Annotated in this window: 16 protein-coding genes and 8 tRNA genes; 10 read left to right on the forward strand and 14 right to left on the reverse strand. The window is 70.1% G+C overall.

Features of this window, described 5'->3' with window-relative positions; all coding sequences use genetic code 11:
* Positions 1-3: 3 nt before the first annotated feature.
* Both LXT23_RS04020 and rraA read left to right on the forward strand, forming a co-directional pair.
* Entirely contained in the window at positions 4-978 is a 975-nt protein-coding gene (locus LXT23_RS04020; RefSeq protein WP_253978727.1) for an aldo/keto reductase, read from the forward strand.
* Between the two features lie 14 nt (positions 979-992).
* Complete coding sequence (gene rraA / locus LXT23_RS04025) at positions 993-1,490, forward strand: ribonuclease E activity regulator RraA (protein WP_253978728.1); 498 nt, start codon at positions 993-995, stop codon at positions 1,488-1,490.
* 16 nt (positions 1,491-1,506) lie between these two features.
* Here rraA and LXT23_RS04030 read toward each other — a convergent pair whose 3' ends face one another.
* From LXT23_RS04030 to LXT23_RS04050, 5 genes are all read right to left on the reverse strand, one after another.
* Positions 1,507-3,447 carry a WD40 repeat domain-containing protein gene (locus LXT23_RS04030; protein ID WP_253978729.1) on the reverse strand — a complete coding sequence of 647 codons (1,941 nt, stop codon included), beginning with the start codon at positions 3,445-3,447 and terminating at the stop codon, positions 1,507-1,509.
* A 63-nt stretch (positions 3,448-3,510) separates the two neighbouring features.
* Complete coding sequence (locus LXT23_RS04035) at positions 3,511-4,473, reverse strand: hypothetical protein (RefSeq protein ID WP_253978730.1); 963 nt, start codon at positions 4,471-4,473, stop codon at positions 3,511-3,513.
* 126 nt (positions 4,474-4,599) lie between these two features.
* Positions 4,600-4,673, reverse strand: a tRNA-Arg gene (locus LXT23_RS04040).
* 14 nt (positions 4,674-4,687) lie between these two features.
* Positions 4,688-4,760, reverse strand: a tRNA-Glu gene (locus LXT23_RS04045).
* Positions 4,761-4,867: 107 nt separating this feature from the next.
* Entirely contained in the window at positions 4,868-5,038 is a 171-nt protein-coding gene (locus LXT23_RS04050; RefSeq protein ID WP_253978731.1) for a hypothetical protein, read from the reverse strand.
* 99 nt (positions 5,039-5,137) lie between these two features.
* Between LXT23_RS04050 and LXT23_RS04055 the strand changes: the two genes are divergently transcribed.
* Complete coding sequence (locus LXT23_RS04055; protein ID WP_253978732.1) at positions 5,138-6,544, forward strand: hypothetical protein; 1,407 nt, start codon at positions 5,138-5,140, stop codon at positions 6,542-6,544.
* A 107-nt stretch (positions 6,545-6,651) separates the two neighbouring features.
* Here LXT23_RS04055 and LXT23_RS04060 read toward each other — a convergent pair.
* The 5 genes from LXT23_RS04060 to LXT23_RS04080 form a co-directional block, all read right to left on the reverse strand.
* Positions 6,652-6,725 (reverse strand) — tRNA-Leu (locus tag LXT23_RS04060).
* 38 nt (positions 6,726-6,763) lie between these two features.
* Positions 6,764-6,835: transfer RNA gene (locus LXT23_RS04065), tRNA-Ala, on the reverse strand.
* Positions 6,836-6,856: 21 nt separating this feature from the next.
* Positions 6,857-6,928, reverse strand: a tRNA-Gly gene (locus LXT23_RS04070).
* A gap of 25 nt (positions 6,929-6,953) precedes the next feature.
* Positions 6,954-7,025, reverse strand: a tRNA-Gly gene (locus LXT23_RS04075).
* 97 nt (positions 7,026-7,122) lie between these two features.
* Entirely contained in the window at positions 7,123-7,275 is a 153-nt protein-coding gene (locus LXT23_RS04080; protein ID WP_253978733.1) for a hypothetical protein, read from the reverse strand.
* A 126-nt stretch (positions 7,276-7,401) separates the two neighbouring features.
* On the opposite strand from LXT23_RS04080, the gene LXT23_RS04085 reads away from it, so the two are divergent.
* Positions 7,402-8,193, forward strand: coding sequence for a helix-turn-helix domain-containing protein (locus LXT23_RS04085; protein WP_253978734.1), 792 nt, complete (start codon positions 7,402-7,404; stop codon positions 8,191-8,193).
* 87 nt (positions 8,194-8,280) lie between these two features.
* Positions 8,281-8,670: a VOC family protein gene (locus LXT23_RS04090; protein WP_253978735.1), complete on the forward strand. Its 390-nt coding sequence runs from the start codon at positions 8,281-8,283 to the stop codon at positions 8,668-8,670.
* A gap of 6 nt (positions 8,671-8,676) precedes the next feature.
* On the opposite strand, the gene LXT23_RS04095 is transcribed toward LXT23_RS04090, so the two are convergent.
* A tRNA-Ala gene (locus LXT23_RS04095) sits at positions 8,677-8,747 on the reverse strand.
* Positions 8,748-8,779: 32 nt separating this feature from the next.
* Positions 8,780-8,855, reverse strand: a tRNA-Pro gene (locus tag LXT23_RS04100).
* Positions 8,856-9,251: 396 nt separating this feature from the next.
* Here LXT23_RS04100 and LXT23_RS04105 point away from each other — a divergent pair.
* The 3 genes from LXT23_RS04105 (at position 9,252) to LXT23_RS04115 (ending at position 13,144) form a co-directional block, all read left to right on the forward strand.
* Positions 9,252-10,622 carry a hypothetical protein gene (locus tag LXT23_RS04105; RefSeq protein WP_253978736.1) on the forward strand — a complete coding sequence of 457 codons (1,371 nt, stop codon included), beginning with the start codon at positions 9,252-9,254 and terminating at the stop codon, positions 10,620-10,622.
* A gap of 238 nt (positions 10,623-10,860) precedes the next feature.
* Positions 10,861-12,186, forward strand: a complete 1,326-nt coding sequence (gene mgtE / locus LXT23_RS04110; protein ID WP_253978737.1) for a magnesium transporter — start codon at positions 10,861-10,863, stop codon at positions 12,184-12,186.
* Positions 12,187-12,220: 34 nt separating this feature from the next.
* Complete coding sequence (locus LXT23_RS04115; RefSeq protein ID WP_253978738.1) at positions 12,221-13,144, forward strand: DUF6929 family protein; 924 nt, start codon at positions 12,221-12,223, stop codon at positions 13,142-13,144.
* A gap of 4 nt (positions 13,145-13,148) precedes the next feature.
* Here the strand turns inward: LXT23_RS04115 and LXT23_RS04120 are convergent, their stop codons facing one another.
* Together LXT23_RS04120 and LXT23_RS04125 are read right to left on the reverse strand one after the other, a co-directional pair.
* Complete coding sequence (locus tag LXT23_RS04120; RefSeq protein ID WP_253978739.1) at positions 13,149-14,054, reverse strand: tetratricopeptide repeat protein; 906 nt, start codon at positions 14,052-14,054, stop codon at positions 13,149-13,151.
* Entirely contained in the window at positions 14,054-14,305 is a 252-nt protein-coding gene (locus LXT23_RS04125) for a hypothetical protein (RefSeq protein ID WP_407692865.1), read from the reverse strand. Before LXT23_RS04125 ends, LXT23_RS04120 begins: the two co-directional genes overlap by 1 nt.
* Positions 14,306-14,521: 216 nt before the next feature.
* On the opposite strand from LXT23_RS04125, the gene LXT23_RS04130 reads away from it, so the two are divergent.
* Together LXT23_RS04130 and LXT23_RS04135 are read left to right on the forward strand one after the other, a co-directional pair.
* Positions 14,522-15,643 carry an AAA family ATPase gene (locus LXT23_RS04130; RefSeq protein ID WP_253978741.1) on the forward strand — a complete coding sequence of 374 codons (1,122 nt, stop codon included), beginning with the start codon at positions 14,522-14,524 and terminating at the stop codon, positions 15,641-15,643.
* A complete protein-coding gene (locus LXT23_RS04135) occupies positions 15,643-16,500 on the forward strand; it encodes a hypothetical protein (protein WP_253978742.1) in 858 nt (285 codons plus the stop codon). The genes LXT23_RS04130 and LXT23_RS04135 overlap by 1 nt, the downstream gene beginning before the upstream one ends.
* The last annotated feature ends 2 nt before the right edge of the window (positions 16,501-16,502 follow it).

Consider the following 16,502-nt stretch of genomic DNA (forward strand, 5'->3'; position numbering starts at 1 on the left):
CGCATGACGCAGAAGACGCAGGAAGCCACCCGGCCCCTTGGAACGAGCGGCCTGAAGGTCTCGCCGCTGTGCCTGGGCGGCAACGTGTTTGGCTGGACGTGTGACGAGGCGACCTCGTTCGAGGTGCTCGACGCGTACCTCGAGGGCGGCGGCAACTTCATCGACACGGCCGACGGTTACTCGCGCTGGGTGCCGGGCAACAAGGGCGGCGAGTCCGAGACGATTCTGGGCAAGTGGATGAAGGCGCGCGGCGTGCGAGAGCGCGTCGTCATCGCGACGAAGGTGGGCGCCGAGACGGAGCTCGGCAAGGGCCTGGGACGCGACCACATCCAGCGCTCCGTCGAGGCCTCGCTGCGCCGGCTCCAGCTCGACACCATCGACCTGTACTACGCGCACTACGAGGACCTGAAGACGCCTCCCGAGGAGACGATGGCGGCCTTCGATGCCCTCGTGCGCGCCGGCAAGGTGCGCGCCCTGGGCGCCAGCAACCACTCGCCGCAGCGCCTCACGGAGTCGCTGGAGGTATCCAAGCGCGGCGGCCTGGCCCGGTACACGGTGCTCCAGCCGGAGTACAACCTCGTCGCACGGCAGACGTTCGAGGCCACGCTGCGCCCCATCTGCGAGCGTGAGGGCATCGCCACGGCGCCCTACTACGGGCTCGCGTCGGGCTTCCTCACCGGCAAGTACCGCCAGGGGCAGCCGACTCCGCCATCTCCTCGTGCGGGCGGGGTGCTGAAGAAGTATGGCAACGCGCGCGGCTGGGGTGTGCTGGAGGCCATGGATGGAGTGTCCAGGCGCCATGGCGCGCCGCTTGCGCACGTCGCGCTCGCGTGGCTCGTGGCCCAGCCCACCGTCGTCTCCCCCATCGCGAGCGCGACCTCCGCCGAGCAGGTCCGGGAGCTGCTCGGTGCGTTCAGGTTGAGCCTGGGGGAGGAAGACCTCCGCGCCCTGGACGTTGCTTCCTCGAAGGAGGCCTGAGGAGGGGCTGCGCCATGAGTGACACCCTGGACTTCAAGACCGCCGACCTCTGCGACGCGCACTCGGGCACCGCGCACTTCCAGGTCGCGGAGCCCGGCTTCCTCGACTACGGCGGCCACCGCTCCTTCGCCGGCCCCATCAGCACCGTGCGCGCACCCGAGGACAACTCGCTCGTGCGCAAGGCGCTGGAGGAGCCCGGCCAGGGCCGCGTGCTGGTGGTGGATGGTGGCGGCAGCCGCCGCTGTGCGCTCGTGGGTGACCAGCTCGCGGCGCTCGCGCAGAAGAACGGCTGGGCGGGCGTGGTGGTGAACGGCTGCATCCGTGACTCCGAGGACGTGGGCCGCACCGCCATCGGCGTGAAGGCGCTGGGCACCCATCCGCTCAAGAGCAGCAAGCGCAACGAGGGCCAGCGTGACGTGGAGGTGCGCTTCGCCGGCGTCACCTTCCAGCCGGGCCACCACCTCTATGCGGACGCGGATGGCATCGTCGTCTCGGCGGTGCCGCTGGGCTGAAGCAGGGGCGCTCCAGTCAGCGCCCCTGCTGCTCCCATGCGCTCCGGGGCCAGATGAGCGCCGTGGTGTCGTCACTTCCGGACGCCAGGAAGTCACCGTCCGCCGAGAAGGCCACAGCACCGACGCAGGCGCGGTGACCTTCGAGCACTCCGAGACGCTGCCCCTCCATGTTCCATACGGTGACCGCTCCGCGCCGGTCTCCCGTGGCAACGCGCTTCGAGTCCTCGGAGAACGCGACGGAGGAGACCCGCGCTCCCGGGTCCAGCCGGATGCGGCGCTCCGGACACGCGAGGTCCACGAGGATGGCCACGTCCCGCGCGTCCCGGTACACGAGCCACGCCTCGTCCGGCGAGAAGCCCACTTCGGGCGTGGAGAAACTGCTCGTCTGCGCGCCCTCCCAGATGGTCAGCACGCGGAAGGGTGGACCCCTCCGCGCCAGGTTCCAGACCCGCAGCTCCGTACGACACGGCTCCTGCTGCCGACATTCCTCCTGCGTCACGAGGAGGCGACCGGTCCTGGAAAGTGCCTGGACGACATCGCGATTCACGGCGATGGGCATGCGCCGCAGCCGCGCTCCCGTGCGCGTGTCATGCACGTGGACCGTCAGCTCGCCCTCGACACGGTGGTCGGCGAGGTCCGCCACCACCGCCAGGTCGTCGGACCAGAGGGTCGAGCGACCGCGCTTGAGCTTGATGTTGACCTCGGTGCCCGCGAGCAGGTCTCGGGTGAGATGGCCCGCACCGTAGTGGCTCTCCACCTCGAGCGCCCGTCCGCCCCCCAGGTGGATGCGGTCGATGCTCCGCCTCCACCAGTCCGGCGTCACACACTCCAGCTGCCGGCCGGAGCCACACGCCCAGGTCCGCAGCGTCCCATCCCAGGAGTGCGACAGGAGCTTCGCGCCATCCCGGGAGAAGGTGAGCCGCCTCACCGAGCCCCGGTGTGCACGCTCCGGCCGAACCTTCCGGGAGTGCAGGTCCAGCAGGACGACCGCGGCCGAGCCCCGCGCCAGGGTGGCCCACCGTCCGCCAGGCGCCACCACGGGCTCTGCCTTGTCGGTAGAGCTCGCGGGCAGCAGGTCGTTCACCCACCGCTCCGGCTCGCCAGCGCGGGAGATGACCAACCGTCCCATGACGATTCGAACCTCCGTGCCATCGGGCAGCGGCACCCACCTGCCTTCAAACCGGTGGGGGGCAATGTCCAGCAGGGCCCCCGTACGCGCGTCATACTCGTACAGCCCGGGACGCCAACCCGTCACGTAGCCGGGACGCCGCACCCGCTGCCCGTCGGCCGAGAACGCTGCCCACACGAACGGAAACTCCGTCGCGACTACTTCCGATGCCCACTGGAGGGACCACGTGGCCGCCTCGAAGACACATATCCGGAGGGACTCACCGAACCGCTCCAGGAGGAGGACCTGGGACCCATCGGGAGAGAAGGAGAGCGAGCTCGTGTACCCTTCGCTCCCCTCGGGTCGTATCCATTGGCGCAGCGTCCAGGTCGCCACGTCGAGCACCGCGAAGCCGGACGGGTCACAGAGCCCGACCAGGAGCGTGCGTCCGTCCGACGAGAGCGCAAGACGGCTGAAGCCCTGGCACTCCAGCCGCCACTGCCACAGCTCCGCGCCACTGTCCGCGTCCCAGAGTCGAACCGTGCGGTCGTCACCGGCCGTCACGATGCGCGTGGCGGAGAGGTAGAGCACGGCATTCACCTGGCTCCGGTGCCCGGAGAGCACCGCGAGCTCGCGGCCGTCCTCCAGGTCCCAGACACGCGCCGTTCTACCCGCGGCCGTGACGAGCCGGCGCGCGTCAGGAGAGAAGCAGGCCGCGCTCACCTCAGGAGGGACCCCATCGTCCCCTTCCGGCGGATGCCACAGGCGATGCGTCCCGCAGCGGCTGAGCGCTCCGCCGGGAAGAGGGTCACCGAAGACGTCGAAACGAGCGGAGTCGCGTTCAGTCATGCCGGGGCCGTGGCTCCGACGGCGGAGCCCGGCAACTCCTGACACGGTGACTCGCGCCCGGCCCTACTTGCGGTGGTACCACCGCCGCCGCGCCGCCCGCACGTCGGACCAGTCCACCAAGCTGTCCTGCACGTTCTCCTGCCCGCGCTGGTCATCGGGCATGTCGCCGGACTCCACCCGGGCAATCAGCTCCGGCAGCCGCGCATAGAAGGTGGGCGAGCGATACTGCGGATGCAGCGTCCACAGGCCCGGCGCCTCGCCCAGGAAGTCCAGCCGCCCCAGGCCCTTCCGCGCCAAGGTCCGGGTGACGAGGTTCTCCGGCTCGCGGTAGGGCGGATTGCCGGCACGCAGCGCGCGCAGCACGTGGATGGGAGGCGCCAGCCGCGCGCGCAGCGGGCCCACCCGGCGGACGAAGGCCTCCCGGTCCATGAAGAAGACGCGGCTGCTGAAGCGCCGGAAGCGGAAGCCGTGGCGCACGCTCGCGTCCGGTGCGAACCCGCGCGGGTCTCCCGCCACCGTTCCATCCGCCCGGGGCGGGCCCGACAGCGGGCTGCAGCTCACCAGGTCCTCGCGCGACGCGAGCTGGGCCTCCGCCTCCGCCACCCACGTGCGCGAGCCGCCCCCGATGAGCATGTCCGCGTCCAGGTGCAGCACGTGCCGGTGCGCCGCCGCCGCCAGCCCGAAGAAGTACGAGTGGTACGGGCCGCCGCGCGAGTCCTTCATCGGCAGCCGGGTGCCTCCGAAGAACTGCTCGGAGAGGGCACGCGTCGTGGCGGGCGAGTAGTCCACCTCCACCACCCGGATGCGCGGGTCCGCCGCGGACAGCTCCGACAGCAGCTGCTCCATCTTCGGCTTGCGCTCCACCCACGCCTCCGCGAAGCGCGCGCCCTGGCTGCGGTGCAGGTCCACCACCAGCAGTATCTCCTGCACGGACGGACCGAGCTGGCGGAGCTGGTGCGGCAGGATGAGGCGCGCGTGCGGAAAGTCGGTGGGCGCGAGGTTGACTTGCAGGGTGACCGGACTCACGGCGCAACCCTTGCCACACCCGAGAGGGGGGACACAACCTGAGTGCACGCCCCGGGGATCGAACCCGGCAGAGTCGGTGCGTCGGACCGATGCCGTCACCAGCTGGCTCGGCGTGCATGTGACATGTGGCCCTGGCAGGAATCGAACCTGCGACCTCTCGGTTCGCAACCGAGTGCTCTCATCCTCTGAGCTACAGGACCAAAGGTATTGCGAGTGCCCCGTACGGGAGTCGAACCCGTCTTTCCGCATTGAGAGTGCGGTGTCCTTCGCCAATAGACGAACGGGGCGGAAGGGGTGCTGCGGGAGAAGGGACCCGGAAATGAGAGAGGCCGGGTCCCCTCTGGGAGCCCGGCCTCCGCGAGCCGTGCCTCGTCAGGTGACGGGGCGCGGTCGGTCAGAGTCCGGGGCGACGACGGCTACGGAAGGAAGCGACTCCCTCCAGCCACTCGAGCTCGTCCTCGGGGACGGGGACGGGCTCGGTATGCGCGGTCAGGACGGCGACAGCGCGCACGATGTCGTTGCTACGCTTGGAGTTCATCAGGCTGTTCAGCGTCATCGGGGTCATGTCACCGCCTCCTTTCGAGGGAAATTGACGTCGCGAAACGGTGCGTCCTGACACGCGGGGCATTTCGTGCGCCGCCTGTCTGCCCTACGCTCCCCGCTCATGAGCACGCTCTCGCTTCCCACCGAGGCCCGGGTCATCGCGTATGACGCGAAGGACGGCCTCGGCACCCTGCGGACTCCGGAGGGCGTCGAGGTCCGCTTCGGCGCCTCGGCCTGCACCGACTTCACGCCCGAGCAGGGGATGACGGTGTGGCTGGTGGAGACGAAGCCGGACCCGCTCGGCCGGGGCGAGCGCGCCAAGGTGGTCAACCGCTCCGGACACGTGGAGCAGGACCGCCTCACGCAAATCTGGGACGAGCACGCCGCGGCGGATGCCCGCGTCGACCTGGAGACGGCACTGCTCGACCGGCTGGACCTCCCGGAGCAACCCGAGCCGTCCGAGTACGAGGCCCTCAGCCCCGAGGACCGCGTGAGGCTGGCCGCGGAGGTGATGGAGCTGCGCCGCACCTCGCACCTCTTCGAGGAGGCATTCATCGCGCTCGTGGAGCTGGACGCCTCGCTGCTCCATCCGTACCTCGGGGAGCTGTCGTATCTGCACGAGCCGGAGTCCCTCGCCTGGACGGACGCGCCGCTCGAGGCCGTCACTCCGCTGATGGCCGAGCTGCACCCCGGCTGGCACTCCCAACGGGAGCACCTCCCGGTGGGCACGGTGATGCCCCACGACGAGGCGCAGCGTCGGGAGCGCGAGCCCGGAGACCCGGTGGCCGCCGCGGCCCTGGCGCTCGCACGCTCGGGACATGACGACGTGCTGCGCGCGCTCGAGGGCTGGCTGCTGACGCTCGACGCGAAGCAGCAGGCGGAGGCCGTGGGGCTGCTGTCCTACGCGAACGTGGTGCGCCGCCCCTCGGGACTGCTCGTGCGCAACTTCACGCCCGCGTGCCTGGAGGTGTACCCGGAGTGGGAACCGGAGGAGGACGACGCCCCGGAGGACCTGGTGGCCCACGGTGCGCTGTGGAATCCCATCCCCGAGGCGACGTGCGCGCACTGCGGCAGCGAGCTGGTGGACGCGCTCCGGCTCGACGGAGACCGGGCGGCCCATGGCCTGCCGTGGCCCGCGCGCCTTCCCACCTGCTTCACCTGCATCTCTTCAGGCGAAGAGGTGTACGTGAAGGTCTCCGCGGATGGCGGCACGGTACGGAGCTTGAGCGTGGACCTGCACCCGCCCATCACCCAGCGCCCCGGGCTCCCCGAAGCGCAGCCCGTGGGCTTCAGGCGGGGACGCGCGTGGCGGAGCCTCATGATGAGCGACAGGGAGGAGCGCCACCGCCTGGGCGGCGCGCCGTCCTGGGTGGATGGCCCGGACGTGAAGCCGTGCCCCCGCTGCGCGGAGCCGATGCACGCGGTCGGTCAGGTCGCGGATACGGACGCGGACTTCTCCGACAACGGCATGCTGTACGGCGTGGCGTGCGAGCCGTGCGGAGTCCTCTGCACGTTCGCCTCGACTTGAGCCAGAGCGCCCCGACAGGGAATCGAACCCTGTTCACACGGTAGACGGCCGTGCTGCGATCCAATCGCATCCCGGAGCATTTGAGACACTTCGACTGCGGACTGCCATGCCGCGAGCGGGATTCGAACCCGCAACCTCTGCACTCTGAATGCAGCGCCTCTACCAGTTGGGCTACCGCGGCGTTTCGCTACGACTGCGACTGCGACTGCGACTGCTGAGTGGAGCCACCGGGATTCGAACCCGGGACCTCTCGGATGCGAACCGAGTGCTCTCCCGCTGAGCCATGACCCCATGTCTGTGATTGACTGCTAGAGCGGTCGACGGGATTTGAACCCGCGTTCACCTGGATGGCACTCAGGGGCCTCACCACTCGGCCACGACCGCATGTGCTGCGTGAAGCTGAATCGAGAGCAGTCGGCGGGACTCGAACCCGCATCCACCTGAGTGGCGCTCAGGGGCCTCACCTCTCGGCCACGACTGCATGTGCTGCGATGACCCGGAAAAAGCGAGAGGCCGGGTCCCCTCTGGGAGCCCGGCCTCTGGTCACCATGCCTCGTCGGATGACGGGACGTGGAGGGTCAGAGTCCGGGCGGACTGTCGCCAGCGCTACCTCCCAGCAGCGCGGCATCAAGAGCGGTGGCCAGAGCGCCGAGCGCGAGCGCGTCGATGCCGATGACAGTGTCGTTCAGGTGTTCGGGATTCATCGGGCTCGTCAGGTTCGTCGTCTTCATGGTCACCGCTCCTTTCAGCGAAGACAGACGCGGTGATAATTCATCCCTGACACGCGATGATTTCAGCGCTGGAAATCGCGGTGGTGGGCGGGCACGCTGTGCCCCATCAGCAGGGACGGGAGCGCGATGTCGGCCGGTGCGGGAGTGAAGGGCTACGAGGAGCTGGCGCCGCCCGCCGCCATGGCGGAGGCGGTGGACGCCTTCTGGCGCTACTCAGCCCCGCCGCGCGGCTCCGGCGCGGTGACGGAGCGCCACCGCATCATGCCGGACGGCTGCACCGACCTCATCCTCCACTACCGCGACGGAGGCCCGGGCACGTGGCTGGCCGACCCGCGGCTGGTCGTCGTCGGCCCCATGGAGCGCTACGTCCTCGTGGACATCGAGCCGGGCTCGGTGAGCCTGGGCGTCCGCTTCCGGCCCGGGTGGGCGCTGCCGCTGCTCGGCGTGAGCCCCCGCGAGCTGTGCGGCCTCAGCGTCCCCGTGGCGAGCTGCACGCCGGACCTCGCCCTGCTCCAGCGGCAGCTCGAGGCATGTGCCTCACCCGACGCGGCCTTGAGGCGCCTCCAGGACTTCGTCGCCGGACGGCTCGCGTCCTTCCACGCCACGCCCGGCCCTCGCGCCGCTCCGGCGCTGCGCTGGCTCCAGGCCTCGGGAGGCCAGGTGCGCGTGGCCACGCTGGCCCGGACGCTGGGCATGAGCGAGCGCACGCTGCACCGGGCTGTGCTGGACGAGGCGGGCGTGCCGCCGAAGCTGCTCGCCCGGGTGCTGCGCTTCCAGCGGGCGCTGTCGCTGCTGCGCTCCGGCGCGGAAGCGGACCTCAGCGCCGTGGCGCTGGCGTGCGGCTATGCGGACCAGGCCCACCTGTCACGCGAGGTCCGGGACCTGGCGGGCCTCACCCCCACCGCGCTCCTGGGCTAGCGCCCTGTCCGATTCCTTCAAGACAGGCCGGGCGCATCGTGAGAGCACCACCGTACGCTGTCCCACTCACTACCGGAGTCCGCCACCATGAAGCTCGGCTACGTCATCCTCTACGTCCCGGACGTGTCCACCACCGTCGCCTTCTACGAGAAGGCCTTCGGCCTGCAGCGCCGCTTCCTGCATGAGAGCGGCACCTACGCCGAGATGGAGACGGGCGCGACGGCGCTCGCCTTCGCGGCGGAGAGCCTGGCGAAGGACAACGGCCTCACCGTGCGCTTCCACCGGCCGAAGGAGGACGCAGCCGCGGTGGAGGTGGCGCTCGTCACACCGGACGTGCAGGCCGCCTACGAGCGCGCGATGAAGGCGGGCGCCGGGGCCGCCCAGCCCCCCAAGCAGAAGCCCTGGGGGCAGACGGTGGCCTACGTGCGAGACCTGGACGGAGTGCTCGTGGAGCTCTGCACGCCCATGTCCGCATGAGTCGAGTGGAACCACCGGGAGTTGAACCCGGACCTCCCGGACGCCAGCCGGGTGCTCTCCCGTTGAGCCATGGCCCCATGTGAAACAAACAAAGACAGGGTGTTTCGAGTCGGGACGACTGGATTCGAACCAGCGACCTCGCGCACCCCAAGCGCGCGCTCTTGTCCAAGCTGAGCTACGTCCCGTTCACTGCGGCGACAAAGCGGTCGGCGGAACTCGAACCCGCGTCAGGTGACGGGCGGAGGGTCAGAGTCCGGGCGGTGGACCGCCAGGGGCGGCGCTCGGCAGCGCGGGTCCAGGAGCGGTGGGGTTCATCGGGCTCGTCAGGTTCGCCGTCTTCATGGTCACCGCTCCTTTCAGCGAAAAGAGACGCGGCGATAAATCCATCCCTGACACGAGGGCAGGGACGCCATCCGCCAGCGGACATCCCATACCCGGGCGCACATACGTCCCGTGACACCGTGTGACACAGGGTCGCCCCGGGGCTGACCGGGAGGCCGGATTGGAGGTAAGAGAAGGGAGGAGCCCGCGCCGCACCCGCCCCCCAGGCCGAAGGGGTTCCGGAGGCGGCCTACCCCCCGATGAAGACCGCCCTCTGCCTCGCGCTGACAGCCCTGCTCGCCGTGTCCGGCTGCTCGGCGGACGACTCTGCCGACTCCCCCTGCGACGGCCTGCCGCCCTCTCCGGGTGGCTCGCCGCTCCCCAGACCGCCCTCCTTCCGGGTGGCTGTCCCCGCGTCGCTCCCCATCTCCGCCATCCAGCAGCTGGCCTGTGAAGGCTCCAGCGCGAACCAGGTGGCCCAGAGTGTCACCGCGGAGGTGTTCGACCCGGACAACCAGCCCGTCCCCTCCGAGGTGATGCTGGACCGCAGCGGGCTGTCCGCCACCGTCCAGTTCACGCCGAGGACGACGGGCCGTCACCACGTCCTCGTCGCCTTCGCCCCCGTGGGCAGCGTGCAGCAGCTCGGCATCTACGTGGTGGGAGACTGGACGGGCGCGAGCACCGCCACCACGCTCCCGCTCCCCCGGTGCACGCAGTTGGACCGCACCACGCGGGGCACCTGGGTGTGTGACGGGGTGGCGCTGCGCGAGCCCGGCGGGCGCCTGGTGCGCTACAGCACCTCCTCCACGGCCCCGGACGTGGCCATCGCGGGGAACGTCGTCTGGATGGTGGGCGAGGGCCGGGTGCGCCGCTACGTGGACACGGGCACCGAGCTCGAGCTGACCGGCTCGCTCCTGGTCAACACCTCGGTGAGGACCATCCAGAGCCGGCTCGCCACGGAGGACGAGCTGCTGGTGCTGGACGATGCGAACCTGCACCGCTTCACCTTCACGGACGCGGGGGTGCTCGCCGCCGCGGGCGCCACCTCCTGGCTCCAGGGGGCCAACGTGCCCTTCGGCGTGGACAGCGTGTCCGCCGTCCTCGTGCGCACCTCCGAGCGGCAGGTGCGGGTGGTGAAGATGGGGCCGGCCTCGGCCAGCCTCGCGTGCCCGTTCGAGCTCGGGCCGGATGGGAAGTTCGTCGCCACGGACGAGCCCTGCCTGCCCCTGCCGGGCACGCCGGTGGGCCTGGAGGACGGCATCCTGTGGACGCGCGTGGGCTCGCCCAACCAGGCGCCCTTCGCGCAGACGCTGCACCGGTGGGTGGCCTCGGACGGGACGCTCGAGGAGGAGGGCACCCTGGCGGTGGACTCACCGGTGGAGGAGGTGAGCTCTCCGCTCCGCCCGGGCTTCGTCGTCCCGGACATCCACCTGGGCTTCCACCCGGGCGCGTTCTCCGTGCTGCCGGTGGTGTCCCCGGAGTCGAAGGAGGGCCCCCTGGGCCTGGAGGTGCTGCCCATCAACGCGGCCATCCCCCGCGAGCTGCGAGGCGCGTCGCCCCGCTTCTACTGGGAGGGCGACAACCGGCAGACCACCGGCACCACGGTGGTGTACGAACGACTCCCCCGCTGACGTCCGGACGCCACTCCCGACTCGCCCCGCGCATCCCTACCCTCTTCCGCATGCCTCCGGGACGCGGACCGGGGCCGTTGGAGCTCACACGGAGGGTGTGGGGCCCGGGACAGGTGTCACGGGACGGCGAAAAAGCGCGGAAAGTCGCCTGCCTGCCTCTCGCGGTGCCCTCCGGGCGGGTGTAGAGAGGCCCGCGCGCCGCGTCAGCCCGCGCGCTCCACCCGCCGGAGGTGAGCCGATGATGGAAAGCCCCCAGAGCGCCTCACTCTCCGTGGAGGAGCTGCACGAGGTGTGGCCGGTGCTCTCCATCGACGAGCGCCTGGAGGGCTTCCGGCTGCTGCCTCCCGCGGTGGCGGACGACTTCTTCCTGGGCCTGTCCGCGCGCGAGCAGGCGGAGCTCATCCTCCATCTGCCGCAGGGTGAGCGCCGCCCCTGGGTGCGGGTGCTGCCGCCGGACGACCTGGCGGACCTGGTGCAGGCGGTGGAGCCCGAGCAGGCGGAGGCCATCCTCTCGCAGCTCGACGACGCCAGCCGCCGCGAGGTCAACGTCCTGCTGGCCTACGCGGAGGACGACGCCGGCGGTCTGATGAACCCGCGCTTCGCGCGCGTGCGGCCGGAGATGTCCATCGACGAGGCCATCGGCTACCTGCGCAAGCAGGCGCGCGAGAAGGTGGAGACCGTCTACTACGCCTACGCGCTGGACGCCGGGCAGCACCTGCTGGGCGTGCTCTCCCTGCGCCAACTCTTCCAGGCCGCGCCGGGCAAGAAGGTGGCGGACGTCATGCAGAGCGACGTCATCACCGTGGCGGAGAACACCGACCAGGAGGCGGTGAGCCGCCTGTTCAGCGAGCACGGCTTCATGGCGCTGCCGGTGCTCGACGAGCAGCAGCGGATGAAGGGCATCGTCACGGTGGACGACATCGTCGACGTCGTGCAGGAAGAGGCCACCGAGGACATCCAGAAGGTCGGCGGTATGGAGGCCCTCGAGGCGCCCTACTTCGAGGTGGGCTTCTTCGGCATGCTGAAGAAGCGCATCGGCTGGCTGCTGGTGCTCTTCCTCGGGCAGATGCTCACGGCCACGGCGATGAGCAGCTTCGAGGACGAAATCGCCGCCGCCGTCGTGCTGAGCCTCTTCGTGCCGCTCATCATCTCCTCGGGCGGAAACTCCGGCAGCCAGACGTCCACGCTCATCATCCGCGCGCTGGCGCTGGGGGAGATGCGGCTGAAGGACTGGTGGCGCGTGGCCAAGCGCGAGCTGCTGTCCGGGCTGGTGCTGGGCGTGGTGCTGGGCCTGGTGGGCCTGCTGCGCATCGTCATCTGGCACTCCATCTCCGACGCCTATGGCCAGCACTTCCTGCTTTTGGGGTGCGCGGTGGCGCTGTCGGTGCTGGGCGTGGTGACGTTCGGCACGCTGGCGGGCTCCATGCTGCCGCTGGTGCTGCGGCGCTTCGGCTTCGACCCCGCGAGCGCGTCCGCGCCCTTCGTGGCCACGCTGGTGGACGTCAGCGGCGTCGTCATCTACTTCACCGTCGCCAGCCTGCTGCTGCGCGGCACGCTGCTCTGACGCCGTCGCGGGCCCGCCCGCTGGAGGCACGGCCATGATTCGCACCACCTTGCGGCGCACCCTCACCCTGGAGGCTCCGGAAGCGCCCGGCCGCCTCGCGCACGTGTCCGCGGCCAGCGGGCTGGTGCGGGTGGGCGCGTGGCTCTACATCGTCGCGGACGACGCGCTGCACCTGGCCATCTTCCCCGCGACGGGCGACGTGCCGGGGCGCAGCGTGCGCCTGTTCGAGGGCGCGCTGCCGGACGAGGCGAAGGCGCGCAAGGCGGTGAAGCCGGACCTGGAGGTGCTCTGCCTCCTGGGGCCGCAGGCGGGCGCGCCGCACGGGGTGCTGCTGGCGCTGCCGTCGGGCTCCACGGAGGCGCGGCGGCGGGGCGCGGTGCTGCCGCTGGGCGCGGACGGCGCGCTGGCCGGGGACGCGCGGCCGGTGGACTGCACGGCGCTGTACGCGCAGCTGGCGCGCGAGCTGGGGCCGCTCAACATCGAGGGCGCGGCGCTGGTGGGCGGGCGGCTGCGGCTGCTCAACCGGGGCAACGGGGACGTGGGCGTGGACGCGCTGGTGGACCTGGACGGCGAGCGCGTGCAGCGCGGGCTGGAGACGGGGACGCTGGGCCCGGACACGGTGCGCACCACGCGGCGGTGGGAGCTGGGCCGCGCCGGTGGGGTGCGCCTGTCCTTCACGGACGCGTCGCCGCTGCCGGACGGGCGGCTGGTGTTCACCGCGGCGGCCGAGGACACCCGCGACGCGTACGCCGACGGGGCGGTGACTGGCTCGGCGGTGGGGGTGCTGGCGCCGGACGGCTCGCCGCTGTTCCTCGACGCGGTGGACGCGAAGGTGAAGCTGGAGGGCGTGGACGCGCGGGTGGAGCGCGGGCGCGTGCACCTGCTGCTGGTGGCGGACGCGGACGACCCGGCGGTGGCGGCACCGCTGATGGAGGCGGTGCTGGACGTGCCGGCGTAGCCGCTCAGTCGTGCTCGGTGGCGGCCTCTTCGGGCCTGCCGCCCACGGCCTCCAGCGAGCTGCGGGCCGGGCGGGCCCGGTCGAAGGCCACCTCGCGCTGGCCCACGCCGCCGGCGGTGGTGTTGGCGATGCGCTTGCGGGCGCGGGCGATGTAGTCCTGCACCAGCGTGGGGTCAGGGTGCGTCTTCAGCGTCTCCACCCAGGTCTCAATCGCCTTCTCGTTGTCCCCGGCGTCGGCGCGCAGCTTGCCCATCTCGAAGAGGGCGTGCGGGGACAGCTCGGAGTCCGGGAAGCGGGTGCGCAGGTCCGCGAAGGTGCGCGAGGCCTCCTGGCGCCGGCCCTCCATCATCCCGACGGCCTGGGCCTGGAGGAAGAGCGAGTCATCTACGAAGGCGCTGGTGGGGAAGCGCTCGATGAGGCGGCGCGTCTCCAGCTCGCACTGCTGATAGTCCCCCAGCTCGAAGTAGAGCTTGGCGACCTGGTAGTGGAGCTCCGCGCCCTGGGGCGGGTTGAGCTTGAGGGCGGCGGTGAGCTGGTCGATGGCGCCGCGAAGGTCGCGGTAGTGCACGCGCAGCAGCTCCGCGAGGATGATGCGGGCGTCGAGCGCCTCCGGGGAGTCGGGGCACTGCTGGATGAGCTCGCGGTAGACGCCCACGGCCTCCTTCACCTTGCGCTGCTCCAGCCAGTAGACGTCGGCGGCGCCCTTGAGGGCGCGGGCGCGCAGGACGCTCGCCTCGGTCGAGCTGTCCATGCGCAGGGCATCGAAGGCCTTGCGGTACTCGACGAGGGCCTCGTCGGGACGCTTCTCGAAGGTGGCGTCGCGGGCGCGCTGGAGGTGGTCCACGGGCTTGTCGCGGCAGCCGGCGCCCGCGAGGGCCAGCACGGCAAGCGCGAGCCGCAAGGGCCTCATCAGCACTTCTCCGGCGTCACGGTGACGCACTCCGAGTTCTCGCAGCTGACGCACTCGGCAATGGGGGACACGTCGGTGACGCACACATTCACGCGCGAGGTGCGCGGGCAGTCCTCGGAGGTGACGCAGCGATAGACCTCGCCGCTGTCACGGGTGATGGTCTTGGACGTGGAGCCACAGACCTCCAGGTCATTGCACCCGAGGAGCCCAGCCGCGATGGCGGCGACCGCTGCATACGCGTCGCGTCTCACGGCGGCGGTTCTAGCCGGATTCGTCCGCGCCGTCACGGAACGCAGTGCCCGCCTGCCTGCTACAGAACCCGGCGTGTAGCCTGTGATCCTGGAGGCCGTAAACGGGTAAGACGGGTGTGTCATGAAGAACCCGGTGGCACCTGGGACAGCCTCCCAGTCCGCTTTCGGGTCAGCAACCATGGTAGGCATGGCCGGTCAGGAACCGAGGTCGCCTGGATGCCATTTACGCTCCACGTCGAAAACTACCGAGCCCTCCGCAATGCGAAGTGGAGTCCGCAGGGTCTGTGCGTGCTCGTTGGCCCTAATGGCGCGGGTAAAAGCACGCTGTTGGATGCGCTCCAATTGCTGCGGCACACCTTCGAGCTGGGTCTGGCACGAGCAATCAACCAGCGAGGAGGAGCCACGAACCTCAGGCACTTTGACGCCGGCAAAGACGAGGAAGTCGGCTTCACGATTGAGGTAGGCGGTTCGCGATGGGCCGTCAACCTGGATAGCGGTTCATTCAAGAACCTGGATCATCATTGGGAAGCCCTTCAGCAGGCGGGCCGCACTTCGGGATTACGTGCGCGTAACCGGGTCCGATTCGGAGATGCCGACTTTCCGGCGGACGAACGCAGCCTTCTGCGTATCGCAGCTGATTCCCACCAGCTTTCCGATGATACCGCCAGGCTTCGTTCACTGGTTCAGTCCTACCGCTGCTATTCGGAGTATCACCTCGCCCACCTGCGCGAGAGCGGCTCGACCATCACCTCCGACAAGACACTCGACCTGCACGGACGCAACGTGTTCTCGCTCCTGCGCAACTGGCGGGATGCGCGCGCGGACCGGGCACGTTACGACTTCGTCCTGGACAACCTCCGGAAGCTCTTCCCGGATGTCTTCGCCGACTTCGATTTCGAAACCGCGGGAACGACGGTGACGGCGAGAGTGGTCACACCAAGGCCCGACACAAGCTACCCGATTACGTTCGCACCCAACGGCCTGCTCATCGCGCTCCTGCACCTCTGCGCGGCGGCCTCGGTGCCCACTGACGGCATCGTCGCCATCGACGAGGTGGAGAACTCGCTCCATCCCTTCGCCATCAAGCACCTCGTCGAAGCGTTCCGGACCTGGGCGGCCACGACGAACAGCACGGTACTCCTCGCGACTCACTCCCCCGTGGTGCTCGACCAGTTCCGCGAGTGCCCCGAACAGGTCTTCGTCATGGAGAAGGGCCAGGCGTCCAACCCCGTGCAACTGCCCAAGGTCCGTGACCCCGAGTACCTGTCGCACTTCTCGCTAGGTGATCTCTACGCGCACCTGGAGTTCGGCTCTCCCGTGGAGCCGCAACAGAGCTGATGAAACAGGTCGTCCTCATCACCACGGGCCGGTGCGAACAGCTCGCGCTGGGGGCATCGCTCAAGCGCTACTTCCCGGACGCGACGTTCATCACGCCGGAGCATCGCCACTCCTTCACCAGCACGCGCGTGCAGCTGACCCCGGCGCCACCGCCCCGTCCTGGCGGTCCAGAGCCGGTCGTCGACAGGCTCGCCAAGGCCATGGTGGCCATGACCGACCCGGGGCGGGATGGCGTGCCACCGGACCTGGTCATCGCCGTCGATGACGTTGAACTGGTGAACCTGAACCAGATCGAGGTCGTGACCTCGACGCTCCGAAATGCGGTGAAGCGGCATCTGGACACGTTCGCGTGGTCCAGCGCACGAAGGCGTGAGCAGGCCGCCGAGCGCGTCCGCGAGCACTGCTCCTTCCACCTGCTGTGCCCCATGCTGGAGGCGTACTTCTTCGGTGAGCCAGCGGCCCTGACGCGCGCAGGGGCGAAGCGTCCCTCCACTGTCGATGCCCAGACTCATGACCTCGAGGACTTCCTCACCGAGGAAGCTGAGTTCCTCGCGGCACCGACTGACTCGAAGCATTGGGCAAAGGCTGACCGGGCGAAACACCCGAAGCGCTACCTCCAGTACCTCATCGACCCGGAGGGCGCGGACGAGAAGTCGTATCGAGAGGCCGAGGGTGGCATGCGCGCCTTGCGCGACCTGGACTGGTCCCGAGTCCTCTCCGTCGAGGCGCACACCCAACTTGCCCGCTCGCTCTTTTCGGACCTCGCCGATGCGCTCGGCGTGGACAGCCCTTTTCTGGACCCCTGCCACCCGCTGACGTCAAACCGACGAGCCGACCGCGTCCTGCGCAACCTCTGATT

The organism is Pyxidicoccus xibeiensis, from assembly GCF_024198175.1.
Lineage (GTDB): Bacteria > Myxococcota > Myxococcia > Myxococcales > Myxococcaceae > Myxococcus > Myxococcus xibeiensis.